The organism is Pseudomonas sp. FP1740, from assembly GCF_030687165.1.
Lineage (GTDB): Bacteria > Pseudomonadota > Gammaproteobacteria > Pseudomonadales > Pseudomonadaceae > Aquipseudomonas.
Genome location: NZ_CP117461.1, coordinates 941,075 through 957,426 on the forward strand (window position 1 = coordinate 941,075; position 16,352 = coordinate 957,426).

General features: G+C 59.4%; 13 protein-coding genes. 9 read left to right on the forward strand and 4 right to left on the reverse strand.

Annotation, left to right across the window (positions count from 1 at the left end; genetic code table 11):
* Window positions 1-163: 163 nt before the first annotated feature.
* Together PSH69_RS04035 and PSH69_RS04040 are read right to left on the reverse strand one after the other, a co-directional pair.
* Complete coding sequence (locus PSH69_RS04035; RefSeq protein ID WP_305411130.1) at window positions 164-1,789, reverse strand: ABC transporter substrate-binding protein; 1,626 nt, start codon at window positions 1,787-1,789, stop codon at window positions 164-166.
* Between the two features lie 258 nt (window positions 1,790-2,047).
* A complete protein-coding gene (locus tag PSH69_RS04040; RefSeq protein WP_305411131.1) occupies window positions 2,048-3,649 on the reverse strand; it encodes an ABC transporter substrate-binding protein in 1,602 nt (533 codons plus the stop codon).
* Window positions 3,650-3,843: 194 nt separating this feature from the next.
* Between PSH69_RS04040 and PSH69_RS04045 the strand changes: the two genes are divergently transcribed.
* Window positions 3,844-4,194, forward strand: a complete 351-nt coding sequence (locus PSH69_RS04045) for an NIPSNAP family protein (RefSeq protein WP_305411132.1) — start codon at window positions 3,844-3,846, stop codon at window positions 4,192-4,194.
* Window positions 4,195-4,449: 255 nt separating this feature from the next.
* Here PSH69_RS04045 and PSH69_RS04050 read toward each other — a convergent pair whose 3' ends face one another.
* Window positions 4,450-5,166, reverse strand: coding sequence for an SIMPL domain-containing protein (locus PSH69_RS04050; RefSeq protein WP_305411133.1), 717 nt, complete (start codon window positions 5,164-5,166; stop codon window positions 4,450-4,452).
* Window positions 5,167-5,558: 392 nt separating this feature from the next.
* Here PSH69_RS04050 and PSH69_RS04055 point away from each other — a divergent pair, with 392 nt between their 5' ends.
* The 4 genes from PSH69_RS04055 (at window position 5,559) to PSH69_RS04070 (ending at window position 10,051) form a co-directional block, all read left to right on the forward strand.
* Window positions 5,559-6,821 carry an ATP-binding protein gene (locus PSH69_RS04055; RefSeq protein WP_019582419.1) on the forward strand — a complete coding sequence of 421 codons (1,263 nt, stop codon included), beginning with the start codon at window positions 5,559-5,561 and terminating at the stop codon, window positions 6,819-6,821.
* Window positions 6,814-7,374 carry a response regulator transcription factor gene (locus tag PSH69_RS04060; protein WP_007939714.1) on the forward strand — a complete coding sequence of 187 codons (561 nt, stop codon included), beginning with the start codon at window positions 6,814-6,816 and terminating at the stop codon, window positions 7,372-7,374. The genes PSH69_RS04055 and PSH69_RS04060 overlap by 8 nt, the downstream gene beginning before the upstream one ends.
* Window positions 7,375-7,470: 96 nt before the next feature.
* Window positions 7,471-9,198, forward strand: a complete 1,728-nt coding sequence (locus PSH69_RS04065; protein WP_305411134.1) for an ABC transporter ATP-binding protein/permease — start codon at window positions 7,471-7,473, stop codon at window positions 9,196-9,198.
* Between the two features lie 106 nt (window positions 9,199-9,304).
* On the forward strand, window positions 9,305-10,051 hold the full coding sequence (locus PSH69_RS04070; RefSeq protein WP_018929528.1) for a FadR/GntR family transcriptional regulator: 747 nt from the start codon (window positions 9,305-9,307) through the stop codon (window positions 10,049-10,051).
* A 70-nt stretch (window positions 10,052-10,121) separates the two neighbouring features.
* Here the strand turns inward: PSH69_RS04070 and PSH69_RS04075 are convergent, their stop codons facing one another.
* On the reverse strand, window positions 10,122-10,496 hold the full coding sequence (locus tag PSH69_RS04075) for a hypothetical protein (RefSeq protein ID WP_305411135.1): 375 nt from the start codon (window positions 10,494-10,496) through the stop codon (window positions 10,122-10,124).
* Window positions 10,497-10,863: 367 nt separating this feature from the next.
* On the opposite strand from PSH69_RS04075, the gene kdgD reads away from it, so the two are divergent.
* The 4 genes from kdgD to garD all read left to right on the forward strand — a co-directional run bounded on the left by kdgD (window position 10,864) and on the right by garD (window position 16,326).
* The gene (gene kdgD, locus PSH69_RS04080) at window positions 10,864-11,775 is read left to right on the forward strand and encodes a 5-dehydro-4-deoxyglucarate dehydratase (RefSeq protein ID WP_007939720.1); all 912 of its coding nucleotides are present in this window, start codon (window positions 10,864-10,866) and stop codon (window positions 11,773-11,775) included.
* A gap of 72 nt (window positions 11,776-11,847) precedes the next feature.
* Window positions 11,848-13,293, forward strand: a complete 1,446-nt coding sequence (locus PSH69_RS04085) for an aldehyde dehydrogenase family protein (protein ID WP_305411136.1) — start codon at window positions 11,848-11,850, stop codon at window positions 13,291-13,293.
* Window positions 13,294-13,393: 100 nt separating this feature from the next.
* Entirely contained in the window at window positions 13,394-14,761 is a 1,368-nt protein-coding gene (locus PSH69_RS04090) for an MFS transporter (RefSeq protein WP_305411137.1), read from the forward strand.
* A gap of 11 nt (window positions 14,762-14,772) precedes the next feature.
* Window positions 14,773-16,326 carry a galactarate dehydratase gene (gene garD / locus PSH69_RS04095; protein ID WP_018929532.1) on the forward strand — a complete coding sequence of 518 codons (1,554 nt, stop codon included), beginning with the start codon at window positions 14,773-14,775 and terminating at the stop codon, window positions 16,324-16,326.
* Window positions 16,327-16,352: the final 26 nt, after the last annotated feature.

Sequence of the window (16,352 nt, forward strand, 5' to 3'; positions counted from 1 at the left end):
GTGGGTCTGGCAGTAAATGCGCTGAGTCCTAAAGACTCGTAGGAAAAGGCAACGCGTCCTAACCCCTGGCTGCGTCAGACAGCGGATTTGGATGTAGGCAAATTCCTAACTTCTCGGCAGAAAAAAGCAGCGGTAACGCTGAAAACGTCGCCGCTGCTTTTTCTTATTTGCTGACGCTGACGCCGTAGAAGGAGTTCAAGCCAAATGGGCTAATCTTGAAGTCCTGCACGTCGGCGCGCATGGGTTGGAACACCGTCGAGTGAGCGATAGGTGTCATTGGAACAGCATCTTTGAGGACGTGTTGCGCCTGTTTGTACAGTTCGGTGCGCTTGGCCTGATCGGTGGTGCGTTTGGCTTCCTTGACGAGGCCGTCGAATTTCTTGTCGCACCATTTGGAGAAGTTGTTGCCACTCAGCGAGTCGCAGCCGAACAGCACGTTGAGCCAGTTGTCCGGGTCACCATTGTCGCCGCTCCAACCGATGATCATCGCCTGGTTCTCGCCGCCTTTGGAGCGTTTGATGTACTCGCCCCATTCATAGCTGGTGATCTTGACGTTCAGGCCGATCTTCTTCCAGTCGGACTGCAGCATTTCAGCCATCAGCTTGGCGTTCGGGTTGTACGGACGCTGTACCGGCATCGCCCACAGAACGATTTCGGTGCCTTCCTTGACGCCGGCTTCCTTGAGCAGTTGCTTGGCTTTCTCAGGATCGTACTTGGCATCCTTGATGGTGGTGTCGTAGGACCATTGAGTCGGCGGCATGGCGTTGACGGCCAGTTGGCCTGCGCCCTGATAAACCGAGTCGATGATCTGCGGCTTGTTGACGGCCATGTCCAGCGCCTGACGAACGCGCAGATCGGCCAGCGGGTTCGGCTCGTTGCTGCCCTTGACCTTGTCCATCACGTTGTAGGCGATATAGCCCAGGTTGAAACCGGCCTGCTCAGGCATCTTCAAAGCTTTATCTTCTTTGAGCGCCTTCAGGTCGGCTGGACGCGGGAACAGGGTGATCTGGCACTCGTTCTTCTTCAGCTTCTGGATACGTACCGACGGGTCGGTGGTGATGGCGAAGATCAGGTTGTCGATCTTCACGTCATCGGGCTTCCAGTAATCCTTGTTCCCGGTGTAGCGGATGTTGGAGTCTTTCTGGTAGCTCTTGAACACGAACGGGCCGGTGCCGATCGGCTTCTGGTTGATGTCGGCGGCCTTGCCTTCCTTGAGCAGCTGGGCGGCGTACTCGGCGGACTGGATCGAGGCGAAGCTCATGGCCATGTTCTGGATGAACGCGGCGTCTACATCTTTGAGGGTGAACTTGACGGTGTGGTCGTCGACTTTATCGATCTTGGTGATGTTGGTATCCATCCCCATGTCGGTGAAGTACGGGAATTCGGTCGGGTACGCCTTACGGAACGGGTCGTCCTTGTTAATCATGCGATTGAAGGTGAACAGCACGTCGTCGGCGTTGAACTCACGAGTCGGCTTGAAATACGGGGTGGTGTGGAACTTGACGCCTTCACGCAGGTGGAAGGTGTAAGTCAGGCCGTCATCGGAGATGTCCCACTTGGTCGCCAGGCCAGGAATCACGGCGGTGCCGCCGCGCTCGAACTGGGTCAGGCGGTTGAACATGGTTTCTGCAGAGGCGTCGAAGTCGGTTCCGGTGGTGTACTGACCTGGGTCGAAACCGGCCGGGCTTCCTTCGGAGCAGAACACCAGGTTAGACGCCGCTTGGGCGAAAGGTGCGCTGGCTAACAGGCTTGCGCCGACTAAAAACGGAATGACCGCGTGTTTAAGCATGGTGGCCTCATGATTTGTTGTCATTTTTGGAATTAGAGGACGACCTCGTGAGTCGACCTGCGGATACTTATGCAGGGGCCGTACCCAATGCAAGATCCTGAATGGCCACAAGTCCTAAAGAGTGGCACGAACGTACCTTAATGTCGCATATGTGTAAAAGCTGACGCATTTGACCGTTTGCGCAGGTTTTTTACGGTGCAAAACGTGCACCGAGAAGGAGCAACCGGGGCGTGTGACGCACCCGGTTGGAGCCTGGTGTTACTTATTTATACCCACGCCATAGAACGGTGTGAGGCCGAACGGGCTGATCTTGAAGTCGGTGACTTCCTTGCGCAGCGGCTGAAACACCGTCGAGTTGGCAATCGGTGTGATAGGTACTTGTTGCTTAAGGATTTGCTGTGCCTGTTGGTACAGTTTGACCCGCTGCTGTTTGTCCGTGGACACCTTGGCTTGCTGCACCAGTTTGTCGTAGGCCGGGTCGCACCATTTGGCGTAGTTGCTACCTTTCACCGCAGCGCAGCTGTAGAGCACGCCGAGCCAGTTGTCCGGGTCACCATTGTCGCCGGTCCAGCCGTAGATCATCGCGTCATGTTCGCCATTCTTGGCGCGCTTGATGTATTCGCCCCATTCATAGCTGACGATGTTGGCCTTGATCCCGACTTTCTCCCAATCCTGCTGGATCATCTGTGCCGACATCCGCGCATTGGGGTTGGAGGCGCGCTGTACGGTCATGGCCCACAGATTGATTGTGGTGCCGGGTGCAACCCCCGCTTCTTTCAGTAGCGCTTTCGCTTTGGTCGGGTCGTGGGGCGCGTCCTTGATGGTCGGGTCATACGACCATTGCGCCGGTGGCAGGGCGTTCTGCGCCAGTTGCCCGGCACTCTGGTAGACAGCCTTGATGATCGCCGGCTTGTCGATGGCCATGTCCAGCGCCTGACGCACCTTGAGCTGGTCCAGTGGTGGGTGGGTCACGTTGTAGGCGAGAAAGCCGAGGTTGAAGCCAGCCTGCTTGAGTACGGTCAGGTTCGGGTCTTTTTCCATCACTTCAATGTCCGCCGGGCGCGGGTAGCCGCTGACCTGGCACTCGCCGGCCTTGAGCTTCTGCAAACGCACGGCGGCGTCCGGGGTGATCGAGAAAATCAGGTTGTCGAGTTTCACGTCCTCGGGTTTCCAGTAGGCCTTGTTGGCGGCGTAGCGGATTTGCGAGTCCTTTTGGTAGCGCTTGAACACGAACGGGCCGGTGCCGACCGGTTTCTGGTTGAGGTCGGCGGCTTTGCCTTCTTTCAGCAATTGGGCGGCGTATTCGGCGGACTGCACCGAGGCGAAGCTCATGGCGAGGTTTTGCACGAACGCGGCGTCGACGTTGTTCAGGCTGAAGCGCACGGTGTGGTCGTCGATTTTGTCGATGCTTTTGATCGTGGTGTTCAGGCCCATGTCGGTGAAGTACGGCGACTCGGCGGGGTAGGCTTTGCGGAAGGCGTTGTCCGGGTCGAGCAGGCGCTGGAAGGTGAACAGCACATCGTCGGCATTGAAGTCGCGGGTGGGGGTGAAGTAGTCGGTGGTGTGGAACTTCACGCCGTCGCGCAGGTGGAAGGTGTAGGCGAGGCCGTCTTCGGACACGTCCCATTTTGTTGCCAGGCCGGGCTCGACTTCGGTGCCGCCGCGTTTGAATTGGGTGAGGCGGTTGAAGACGGTTTCGGCCGAGGCATCGAAGTCGGTGCCGCTGGTGTATTGGCTGGGGTCGAAGCCGGCGGGGCTGGCTTCGGAGCAGTAGACCAGGGTGGTGGCAGCTTGGGCCAATGGTGCGGATGTGGCGAGGGCGAGTGCGAGCAGGAATGGTTTGACGGTGGTTCTTTCCATGGAGTCCCCGAGGGCTTTGCGGCGATGTTTTCCTGAGGGTAGCGTTGTTGGTGGGGAGGGTGGAAATATCGTTTTTTGAGGGGGACCCCTCTATCTGGGCATAGTTGATCGGGGCGAGGCTTGCCCGCGAAGGCGGCAGATCAGCCAGCACATATCCTTAGGCAGGAACTGAAATCCCACAGGGAAGATTTGGAATGACTCGAATTGTTGAAATCCTGATGTACACCTTGAAACCGGGATCAGGATTGGATTTCCATCGAATAATGCGGGAAGTAAGTGTTCCGCTTCACTTAAAGGCGGGTATGGATGTTGTTTCTTATGGCGGCTCTTTGCATGACGATGACAGCTATCACTTAATTCGCTCCTACGAGAGCGAGAATCATCGCCAAGCCTCTCAAGATCTTTTTTACTCAAGTACTGATTGGAAGCAAGGTCCGAGAGCAGACATCATCAGTCGGATTGAAGTAACCACAACGACTGTTATGACGCTCACTCAAGAGGCGATTGATGCCATCAGAGCTTCCCATAAATCTGTCCAGAGCTGATGCTCAATCAGCATAGGCATTCACTGACATTTACCAAGTTGTCGGTGAGTCGTGCGTTGGACAAGGTCGATCCGCAGGGATAAGCAGGCGTTCAGTCAGTTAGACCGCGTTATCGTTCTTCGCGAGCAAGCCCGCTCCCACAGAGGTTCATCGTCGTTCACCGATTCGGCGTACGACACAAATCAACTGTGGGAGCGGGCTTGCTCGCGAAGGCGACGGATCAGTCACTACTAAACTGACTGATCCACCACCAGATCAAGGCATCAACACTTCAATCGCCCCATCCGCCGTCATGCTGACCTGGCTGGTGCCGGCTTCAACTTCTGGCGTCACCGGTGCCGAATCCATGCTGGCGGCTTTCATCATCATCGGCCCGCGCATGTACGGTTGTGGATAACCGTTGCTGTTGAGGTTCAGGTTGACGATTTTGTAGCTCTTGCCACCCAGGGCGTCGGTGGCCAGTTGGGCGCGGGACTTGAAGGCGGTCACGGCTTCTTTGAGCAGGGCGTCTTCGCTGGCTTTGCGGGTTGGCGTCGCGATGGCGAAGTCCATGCCGCCCATTTTCAGGTCGGTGAGCAGTTCGCCAGTGAGTTTGGACAGGGCGGCGAAGTCCGAGCTTTCCAGGCGCAGTTCGGCGCGTTCACGCCAGCCGGTGATTTTCTGGCCCTTGGTGTCGTAGATCGGGTAGCTGTTGCGGCTGCCCTGACGCAGGGTAATGTCCTTGACCTGTTTGGCCTGGGCCAGCGCCTTGTTCATGGTGGTGCTGACGTCGGCGGCGAGTTTGGCCGGATCGGTGTTTTGTTCTTCGGTGTAGAGGGTCACGATCATCAGGTCGCGGGCCACTTCCTGGCTGACTTCGGCGCGCAGGGAGATCTGGTTGTAATGCAACTCGTCGACGGCCAGGGCCGGGAGGCTGGCGGCGGTGCCAACGCTTAAGGCAAGAAGGGCGGCGCTGCGGCGCAATGTGTGCATGAAAAGCTCCTTGGACGATGCGCAGGGGTTAGGGTCCGAACCTGCGTGAAACCATCAGACTCTAGCTTCAATGGTCCGTTTCGCACAGTTACAACTTCTATACAGTCTCAACCGGTGCCGGGCTTTTGTGGCGAGGGAGCTTGCTCACGCTCGGCTGCGAAGCAGTCGCAAAGTCGGTATGCGTGGTTTGCCAGTTTCACCCGGTTGAATGGTTGGGGTCCGCTTCGCAGGCCGACGTGAGCAAGCTCCCTCGCCACAGGGGCTCATCGGCGAAGCATTCACTTATAAATCCATGAGCCGCAACTGTGGTCGTTTGCCGCACTTTCGCCTCTCAGGCCCGCGGCTTGGTTATACTCCGTGCGATCCGCCTGGAGCGCTCATCAGGAGAGCTCATGCTCGCCCCCGTACAATTGACTTCCGCCACTCGCCAGAACCTCTGGCGGCTGACTTTCATCCGGATTCTGGTGCTCGCCGCCCAGGCCGGCTCCGTGGGCCTGGCCTACTGGCTCCAACTGCTGCCGTTGCCGTGGGTGCCACTGGCGATGACCCTGGGCTGTTCGACGCTGTTGTGTGTGTTCACCGCCGTGCGCCTGCGCACTTCGTGGCCGGTCACCGAGCTTGAATACGCCCTGCAACTGGCCTGCGACCTGTTTATCCACAGTGCCTTGCTGTATTTTTCCGGTGGCTCGACCAACCCGTTCGTCTCTTATTACCTGGTGCCGCTGACCATCGCCGCCGTGACGCTGCCGTGGCGCTATTCGGTGATTCTGTCCGGCATCGCCCTGGCGCTGTACACCTTGTTGCTGGCGCGGTTCTACCCGCTGGAAACCTTCCCCATCGCCCGGGAAAACCTGCAGATCTACGGCATGTGGTTGAGTTTTGCCTTGGCCGCCGCCGTCATCACCTTCTTTGCCGCCCGCATGGCTGAAGAGCTGCGTCGTCAGGAAGAGCTGCGCGCGATCCGCCGCGAAGAGGGCCTGCGCGATCAGCAATTGCTGGCCGTCGCGACTCAGGCTGCCGGTGCCGCCCATGAATTGGGTACGCCGCTGGCGACCATGAGCGTGTTGCTCAAAGAGATGCAGCAGGATCACCCCGACCCGATGTTGCAGGACGATCTGAAGGTTTTGCAGGATCAGGTCAAGTTGTGCAAGGAAACCTTGCAGCAACTGGTGCGCGCCGCCGAGGCCAACCGTCGTATGGCGGTGGAGATGCAGGATGTCACCGACTGGCTCGACGAAGCGCTCAACCGCTGGCACCTGATGCGTCCTGAGGCCAGTTATCGCTTCCAGCGTCTGGGCCAGGGCACGGTGCCGCGCATGGCGCCGCCGCCGGATTTGACTCAAGCGCTGTTGAACCTGCTGAACAACGCCGCCGATGCCTGCCCTGAAGGCTTGCAAGTGACCCTGGACTGGACCGCCGAAGACCTGACCATCAGCATTCGCGACCATGGCGCCGGTGTGCCACTGGCTATCGCCGAGCAGATCGGCAAACCGTTTTTTACCACCAAGGGCAAAGGTTTCGGCCTGGGCCTGTTTTTGAGCAAGGCCAGCGTGACACGCGCCGGCGGCTCAGTGAAACTCTACAGTCATGAGGAAGGCGGCACGCTCACCGAGCTGCGCCTGCCCCGTGTCGCCCGAGGAGACGAACATGAGTGACGAGATCCAAGTTGAAGGCGAAGAACTGCCGCATTTGCTGCTGGTAGACGACGATGCAACCTTCACCCGCGTGATGGCCCGCGCCATGGCCCGCCGTGGTTTTCGCGTCAGCACCGCCGGTTCCGCCGAAGAAGGCCTGACCATCGCCCAGGCCGATATCCCGGATTACGCCGCGCTGGACCTGAAAATGGACGGTGATTCGGGCCTGGTGTTACTGCCCAAGCTGCTCGAACTCGACCCGGACATGCGCGTGGTGATCCTCACCGGTTATTCGAGCATTGCCACCGCCGTCGAGGCGATCAAGCGTGGCGCCTGCAATTACCTGTGCAAACCGGCGGACGCCGATGACGTGCTGGCCGCGTTGCTCTCCGAGCATGCCGACCTCGACAGCCTGGTGCCGGAAAACCCGATGTCCGTGGACCGTCTCCAGTGGGAACACATCCAGCGCGTCCTGACCGAGCACGAAGGCAACATCTCCGCCACCGCCCGTGCCCTGGGCATGCACCGCCGCACGCTGCAGCGCAAACTGCAGAAGCGCCCGGTCCGTCGCTGAACGAGCGCTGAACGGTTATCGCCAGCCCTCGCGATCACACGAGCCGATCATCTATCATCGGTTCGTGTGTGTTCTTTTCTTTATCGAGCCTTATCCATGAATCAGAACGCTGAATATTCCGCGGTCAACGATGCTGTGCGCGGGCAGTTTTTTCGCAAAGTCTGGGCGATGACCACGCCTTACTGGCGCAGCGAAGAGAAGGGCAAGGCCTGGACGCTGTTGATCGCCGTGATCGCGCTGTCATTGTTCAGCGTGGCGATTTCGGTGTGGATCAACAGTTGGTACAAAGACTTCTATAACGCCCTGCAAAAGAAGGACGAAGCAGCCTTCTGGCAGCTGATTCTGTATTTCTGCGGCATCGCCGCCGTGGCGATTCTTGGCGCGGTGTATCGGCTTTATCTGACTCAGATGCTGACCATTCGCTGGCGAGCCTGGCTCACCGAAAAGCACTTCGCCCGCTGGCTTGGCAGCAAGAATTACTATCAGCTGGAGCAGGGCGGTTACACCGATAACCCGGACCAGCGGATTTCCGAAGACCTCAATAAGTTCACCACCAACACCTTGGGCCTGGGCCTTGGGCTGATACGGAACATCGTCAGCCTGGTGTCGTTTTCGATCATTTTGTGGGGCGTGTCGGGCAGCATCGAAGTGTTTGGCTTCACGATTCCCGGCTACATGTTCTGGTGCGCACTGGTTTACGCCGCCGTCGGCAGCTGGCTGACGCATGTGATCGGTCGTCGCTTGATCAGCCTCAACAACAACCAGCAACGTTTCGAAGCCGACTTGCGTTTCTCCATGGTGCGGGTCCGCGAAAATGCGGAGAGCATTGCGCTGTACAACGGCGAACCCAACGAGAACCGTCGTCTGAGCAGTCGCTTCGGCCTGGTCTGGCACAACTTCTGGGACATCATGAAAGTGTCCAAGCGCCTGACCTTCTTCACCTCCGGTTATGCCCAGATTGCAATCATTTTCCCGTTCATGGTCGCTGCGCCGCGCTATTTCGCCGGCAAGATCGAACTCGGTGAGCTGATGCAAATCAATTCGGCATTCGGCAACGTGCAGGAGAACTTCAGCTGGTTCATCAGCGCGTACCAGGACCTTGCCGAGTGGCGTGCCACTTGCGATCGTCTACTGAGTTTCCGTCAGGCCATGACCGACAACGAAGAGCGCGCGCCGGCTATCGACGTGCAGAATCAGGGCTCGGCGCTACGGGTGCATAACCTTGGTCTCGACCTGGCGGATGGTCGTCACTTGCTGACCAACGCCGACATGACCGTGGAGGAGGGCGAGCGCGTCATGCTCAGCGGTCGTTCCGGCAGCGGCAAGTCGACCTTGCTGCGAGCGATGGGGCACCTTTGGCCAGCCGGCCACGGCAGCATTCGCCTGCCGACGGCGCGTTATCTGTTCCTGCCGCAAAAACCCTATCTGCCGATTGGCAGCCTGCGTGAGGCGTTGAGTTATCCACAACCGGGCGACACTTACCCGCACGAGCGTTATGTTCACGTGCTGGAAACCTGCCGCTTGCCGCACCTGGTTTCGCGTCTGGATGAAGCCAACCACTGGCAGCGCATGCTCTCGCCGGGTGAGCAGCAACGCCTGGCCTTCGCCCGTGCGCTGTTGTATGCGCCGCAATGGCTGTACATGGACGAAGCCACCTCGGCGATGGATGAAGAGGATGAAGCGTCGTTGTATCAGGCGTTGATCGATGAATTGCCGGGGCTGAGCATTGTCAGCGTCGGCCATCGCAGCAGCCTGAAACGTTTCCATCCACGGCATGTGCGCATCGAGAATGGTCACCTGGTGGACCAGGCCGTGACCGCCTGAACCTGTGGGAGCGTGGCATGCCACGCTCCCACAGGTCAACGGTGATCGTACAACCCGCATGCGCTATGATGCGGTTTCAGCCGTTTTTTCGAGACAGACGTTCACCATGGAAAACCCGATCGACGCACCTCGCCTCCCTCGCAAGCGCCGCAGCCTCGCACAGGAATTGGTCACGGTGTTGTCCGAGCAGATCCGCGACGGTCAGCTCAAGCGTGGCGACAAGTTGCCCACCGAGTCGGCGATCATGAATGCCCATGGCGTCAGCCGCACCGTAGTGCGTGAAGCGATTTCCCGTTTGCAGGCCGCAGGGCAAGTGGAAACCCGTCACGGCATCGGCACCTTCGTGCTCGACACCCCGAGCCCGAGCGGTTTTCGCATCGACCCGGCGACCGTGGTGACCTTGCGCGACGTATTGGCGATTCTGGAGCTGCGCATCAGCCTGGAAGTGGAGTCCGCCGGCCTTGCCGCGCAACGTCGCAGCCCGGAGCAGTTAGCGGCGATGCGTGAGGCGCTGGACGCCCTAAACGAAAGTGCCGCCCACGCCGGCGATGCCGTGGCGTCGGACTTCCAGTTCCACCTGCAAATCGCCCTGGCCACCGGCAATCGCTACTTCACCGACATCATGACCCATCTAGGCACCAGTATCATTCCGCGCACACGCCTCAACTCCGCGCGCCTGGCCCATGACGACCAGCAGCACTACATGAGTCGCCTGAGCCGTGAACACGAAGAGATTTACGATGCGATTGCCCGGCAGGATTCCGATGCGGCGCGGGCAGCTATGCGTTTGCATTTGACGAATAGCCGTGAGCGGCTGCGCCAGGCCCATGAAGAGGCGCAGGCGCAGGGTTGAGCAGTGCATGGCAGGAAATCGTACTACACAAAAAAGCACCTGACCGGTAAACGATCAGGCGCGATGAGGGTCAGGCTTCGATAAACAGTATCAGGGGCTCAGAGCACGGCTCCAGACTCGACTCATCCGCGAATTTGTAGCGCAATTGCACTTCTGTGTTCAGGTACTTTTCCAGCTCTGTTTTGGGGATTCGCAGTTCAATTCCCGTCAGTTTTACCATGTCGTCACTGGCGTCATCCCAGGCGCCGGTAGGCTCTGCGAGGCCCTCCCAGTCAGGCTCTTCCGTATTTATGCCGAGGATCGGGTAGACATCCCAGTTCGGCGGAATATCGTTCGGGTCCGGCACGCGGACGATCAAGTCTTCACTTAGGGTCGATAGCTGGATGGTTGCCTGATCGGCTGAGTGCTCCGGGAACTGCGGAAGGTGTGCAATAGCAAAACTCATGTTGAATCGCTCTCCTTGAAAGATCTGCCGCGATCCTTCGCGGCAGTCGTCGCACTTTACCGGGCGCATCGGTGATCTGCCGAACCCGATCATGACCAGGCATTTCAAGGTTCAACACTGCGCGAAGGCAATGATTCCGGGGCGTTGAGTGAAAAATCCCCGAGGTACTCTTCCGACAACGTATCTCTCTCCTGAGCTTGAAAGGCGCCCCTTTCACCCCTTTAAACAACAATGCTGTCTGACAAAAATACCCACCCAGCGATGAAATGCAGTTGACGGTTGTATTTTAAGTTGTACGATGACCTACAACTTCAGCGAAGGCTGAACGGTTTTCTCACACAACGTTGCTACCCAGGGTGTTCGAATAATGAATCCACAAGAACTGAAGTCCATCCTCTCTTCCGGCTTGCTGTCGTTCCCGGTCACCGACTTCAATGCCCAGGGCGACTTCCATCGCGCGGGCTACATCAAGCGTCTCGAGTGGCTGGCCCCATACGGCGCCTCGGCGTTGTTCGCCGCAGGCGGTACCGGTGAGTTCTTCTCTCTGGCGGCCAGCGAATATTCGGAAATCATCAAGACAGCCGTCGACACCTGCGCCAGCAGCGTGCCAATTCTTGCCGGTGTCGGCGGTTCGACCCGCCAGGCTATCGAGTACGCTCAGGAAGCCGAGCGCCTGGGCGCCAAAGGCCTGTTGCTGCTGCCGCACTACCTGACCGAAGCCAGCCAGGACGGCGTTGCCGCCCACGTTGAAGCCGTGTGCAAATCGGTAAAAATCGGTGTGGTGGTCTACAACCGCAACGTTTGCCGCCTGACCGCGCCGCTGCTGGAACGACTGGCCGAGCGCTGCCCGAACCTGATCGGCTACAAGGATGGCCTGGGCGATATCGAGCTGATGGTGTCGATCCGTCGCCGCCTCGGCGATCGTTTCAGCTACCTGGGCGGCTTGCCGACCGCTGAAGTCTACGCCGCGGCCTACAAGGCTTTGGGCGTACCGGTTTACTCCTCGGCGGTGTTCAACTTCATCCCGAAAACCGCGATGGATTTCTACCACGCCATTGCTCGCGAAGATCACGCCACCGTCGGCAAGATCATCGACGACTTCTTCCTGCCGTACCTGGATATCCGCAACCGCAAGGCCGGTTACGCGGTGAGCATCGTCAAGGCCGGGGCAAAAATCGCAGGCTATGACGCAGGCCCGGTGCGTGCACCGCTGACCGATCTGACGGGCGAGGAGTATGAAATGCTCGCCGCGCTGATCGACAAGCAGGGCGCGCAGTAACACCCGACAAACCAAGGCCGCTGAGCAATCAGCGGCTTTTTGCGTGAGGACTTCTTTTAAAAGGTGCAAGCCGTGGCTGATTTGAAGCGTTACGACAACTACATCGGTGGCCAATGGGTCGCCGGCGCCGACTATTCCGGCAACATCAACCCATCGGAATTGACCGACACCATCGGTGACTACGCCAAGGCCGATCTGGCTCAGGTCAACGCCGCCATCGACGCCGCTCGCGCTGCGTTTCCGGCATGGTCCACTTCCGGTATTCAGGCTCGGCACGATGCGTTGGATAAAGTCGGCGGCGAAATCCTCGCCCGTCGCGAAGAGCTCGGCACGTTGCTGGCCCGGGAAGAGGGCAAGACCTTGCCCGAAGCCATTGGCGAAGTGACCCGCGCCGGCAACATCTTCAAGTTCTTCGCCGGTGAGTGCCTGCGCCTGTCCGGTGACTACGTGCCGTCGGTGCGTCCGGGCGTCAATGTCGAAGTCACTCGCGAAGCGCTGGGCGTGGTCGGCCTGATCACGCCATGGAACTTCCCGATCGCGATCCCCGCGTGGAAAATCGCTCCGGCTTTGGCTTACGGCAACTGCGTGGTGCTGAAACCTGCCGATCTGGTACCAGGCTGTGCCTGGGCGCTGGCGGAAATCATCTCCCGCGCCGGTTTCCCGGCCGGCGTGTTCAACCTGGTGATGGGCAGCGGGCGAGTAGTCGGCGAGGCGCTGGTCAACAGCCCGAAAGTCGATGGCATCAGCTTCACCGGTTCGGTCGGCGTGGGCCGGCAGATCGCGGTCAATTGCGTGTCGCGCCAGGCCAAGGTGCAGCTGGAGATGGGCGGCAAGAACCCGCAGATCATTCTCGACGATGCCGACCTCAAGCAAGCGGTCGAACTGTCGGTGCAGAGCGCGTTCTATTCCACCGGCCAGCGTTGCACCGCGTCGAGCCGTCTCATCGTCACCGCCGGGATTCACGACAAATTCGTCGAAGCCATGGCTGAGCGCATGAAGTCGATCAAGGTCGGTCATGCGTTGAAGTCCGGCACCGACATCGGCCCGGTGGTCTCGCAAGCGCAGTTGGAACAGGACCTGAAGTACATCGACATCGGCCAGTCCGAAGGTGCGCGTCTGGTCAGCGGCGGTGGTCTGGTGACGTGCGACACCGAGGGCTACTTCCTCGCCCCGACGCTGTTTGCCGACAGCGAAGCTGCGATGCGCATCAGCCGCGAAGAGATCTTCGGCCCGGTGGCCAACATCGTTCGCGTAGCGGATTACGACGCTGCGCTGGAAATGGCCAACGACACCGAGTTCGGCCTGTCGGCGGGTATCGCCACCACGTCGCTGAAGTATGCCAACCACTTCAAGCGCTATTCCCAGGCCGGGATGGTGATGGTCAACCTGCCGACCGCCGGCGTGGATTACCACGTTCCGTTCGGTGGGCGTAAAGGTTCATCCTATGGCTCACGTGAGCAAGGTCGCTATGCGCAAGAGTTCTACACGGTCGTAAAAACTGCCTACGTCGGTTCCTGATACACCGCAATACCTGTAGGCGTCGGCTCCCATAAAGGCCGGCGCTTACAAATAAATCGCTATTACCCGCATAAAAATAATCAGTGGGAGTACATCTACAATGCAATCGACCAAGCCGACTCACGTCCGCTATTTGATTTTGCTCATGCTGTTTCTGGTGACCACGATCAACTACGCCGACCGGGCCACCATCGCAATCGCCGGCTCCAGCCTGCAAAAAGACCTCGGCATCGACGCGGTCACCCTCGGTTATATCTTCTCCGCATTCGGTTGGGCCTACGTGGCCGGGCAAATTCCCGGTGGCTGGCTGCTGGACCGGTTCGGTTCGAAAAAAGTCTATGCCCTGAGCATCTTTACCTGGTCGCTGTTCACCGTACTGCAAGGCTATGTCGGTGAGTTCGGGCTTTCCACCGCCGTCGTCGCGCTGTTCATGCTGCGCTTTCTGGTGGGCCTGGCCGAAGCGCCATCCTTCCCCGGCAACGCACGCATCGTAGCGGCGTGGTTCCCGACCGCAGAACGCGGCACCGCCTCGGCGATCTTCAACTCGGCGCAATACTTCGCCACCGTACTGTTTGCACCGCTGATGGGCTGGATCGTCTACAGCTTCGGCTGGCAGCACGTGTTCATCGTCATGGGTGTGATCGGCATCATCTTCTCGGGGATCTGGCTGAAAGTTATCCACAGTCCGCGCCAGCACCCGATGATCAACGACGCCGAGTTCAAGCACATCGCCGACAACGGCGGCATGGTTGACATGGACTCGGACAAGGGCAAAGGCAAAAAGGGCGACGGTCCGAAGTGGGACTACATCCGCCAGTTGCTGACCAACCGCATGATGCTCGGCGTGTACCTGGGCCAGTACTGCATCAACGGCATCACCTACTTCTTCCTGACCTGGTTCCCGGTGTACCTGGTGCAGGAGCGCGGCATGACCATTCTCAAGGCCGGTTTCATTGCCTCGTTACCGGCGATCTGCGGGTTTATCGGGGGGGTGCTCGGCGGGGTGATTTCCGATTACCTGCTGCGCAAGGGCCACTCGCTGACCTTCGCTCGCAAGGCGCCGATCATCGCTGGCCTGCTGGTTTCCAGCAGCATCGTGGCCTGCAACTATGTGGACGTGGAATGGATGGTGGTCGGCTTCATGGCCCTGGCCTTTTTCGGCAAAGGCGTTGGCGCACTGGGTTGGGCGGTGGTGTCCGACACCTCGCCAAAACAGATTGCCGGTCTCAGTGGTGGCCTGTTCAACACCTTCGGCAACATCGCCTCGATCACCACGCCGATTGTCATCGGTTACATCATCAGCTCCACCGGCTCGTTCAAATGGGCGCTGGTGTTCGTCGGTTGCAACGCGTTGGTCGCGGTATTCAGCTACCTGGTGATCGTTGGCCCGATCAAACGTGTGGTACTCAAAGAGCCGCCAGTCAGCGGTCCTGAAACGAACAACAAGTTATCTGAAGCGCATTCCTGAGGAGCGGCGTCATGCAGTTGATTGAACATTCCGACTCGCCGCGCTACATCCGCCTGCACGAGCGGGACAATGTGGTGATCGTGGTCAACGATCAGGGCGTACCGGCCGGCACCGAATTCCCCGATGGCCTGGTCACCGTGGATTTCGTGCCGCAGAGCCACAAGGTCACCCTCGAGGACATTCCCGAGGGCGGCCAGGTGATTCGATACGGCCAGACGATCGGCTACGCGTTGCAGCCGATTCCTCGCGGCAGTTGGGTCAAGGAAGATCAACTGCGCATGCCCACCGCGCCACCGCTGGACAGCTTGCCGCTATCCACCGAAGTGCCGGCCGCGCAGGCACCGCTGGAAGGCTTCACCTTCGAGGGCTATCGCAACGCCGACGGCACCGTCGGCACGCGCAACATTCTCGGCATCACCACCACCGTGCAGTGCGTCACCGGCGTGCTGGATCACGCGGTAAAACGCATCAAGGACGAGTTGCTGCCCAAGTACCCGAACGTCGATGACGTGGTGGCGCTGACCCACAGTTACGGCTGTGGCGTGGCGATCACCGCCACCGACGCGTACATCCCGATCCGCACCGTGCGCAATCTGGCGCGCAACCCGAACCTGGGGGGCGAGGCGCTGGTAATCAGCCTGGGCTGCGAGAAATTGCAGGCCGGGCAGGTGATGCATGAGAACGACAGCTCGGTGGATTTGAGTGAGCCGTGGTTGTATCGCTTGCAGGATTCCAGTCACGGTTTCACCGAGATGATCGAGCAGATCATGGCGCTGGCCGAAACCCGTTTGAAGAAGCTCGATCAACGCCGCCGGGAAACCGTGCCTGCGTCCGAGCTGATCCTCGGCATGCAGTGCGGCGGCAGCGATGCGTTCTCCGGGATCACCGCCAACCCGGCCCTGGGCTATGCCTCGGACCTGTTACTGCGGGCCGGTGCGACGGTGATGTTTTCCGAAGTCACCGAAGTGCGCGATGCGATTTACCTGCTGACGTCCCGGGCGGAAACTGAAGAAGTCGCTCAGGAACTGGTGCGGGAAATGGACTGGTACGACCGTTACCTGGCCAAGGGCGAAGCGGATCGCAGCGCCAACACCACGCCGGGGAACAAGAAGGGCGGGTTGTCGAACATTGTCGAGAAGTCCTTGGGCTCGATCGTCAAGTCCGGCAGCAGTGCGATCAACGGGGTGCTTGGCCCTGGGGAACGGTTCAAGCGCAAAGGGCTGATTTTCTGCGCGACCCCGGCCAGTGATTTTGTCTGCGGGACGTTGCAGTTAGCGGCGGGTATGAACCTGCATGTGTTCACCACCGGGCGTGGTACGCCTTATGGATTGGCGATGGCGCCAGTGGTGAAGGTCTCGACTCGCACAGAACTGGCGCAGCGCTGGCCGGACCTGATCGACATCGATGCCGGGCGGATTGCCACCGGGCGGGCATCGATCGAAGACCTCGGCTGGGAGTTGTTCCACTACTACCTGGACGTGGCCAGCGGCAAGAAACAGACGTGGGCGGAGCAGCACAAGCTGCATAACGACATCACCTTGTTCAACCCGGCGCCGATCACGTAAGGCAGCGTTATCGTTCATCGCGGGCT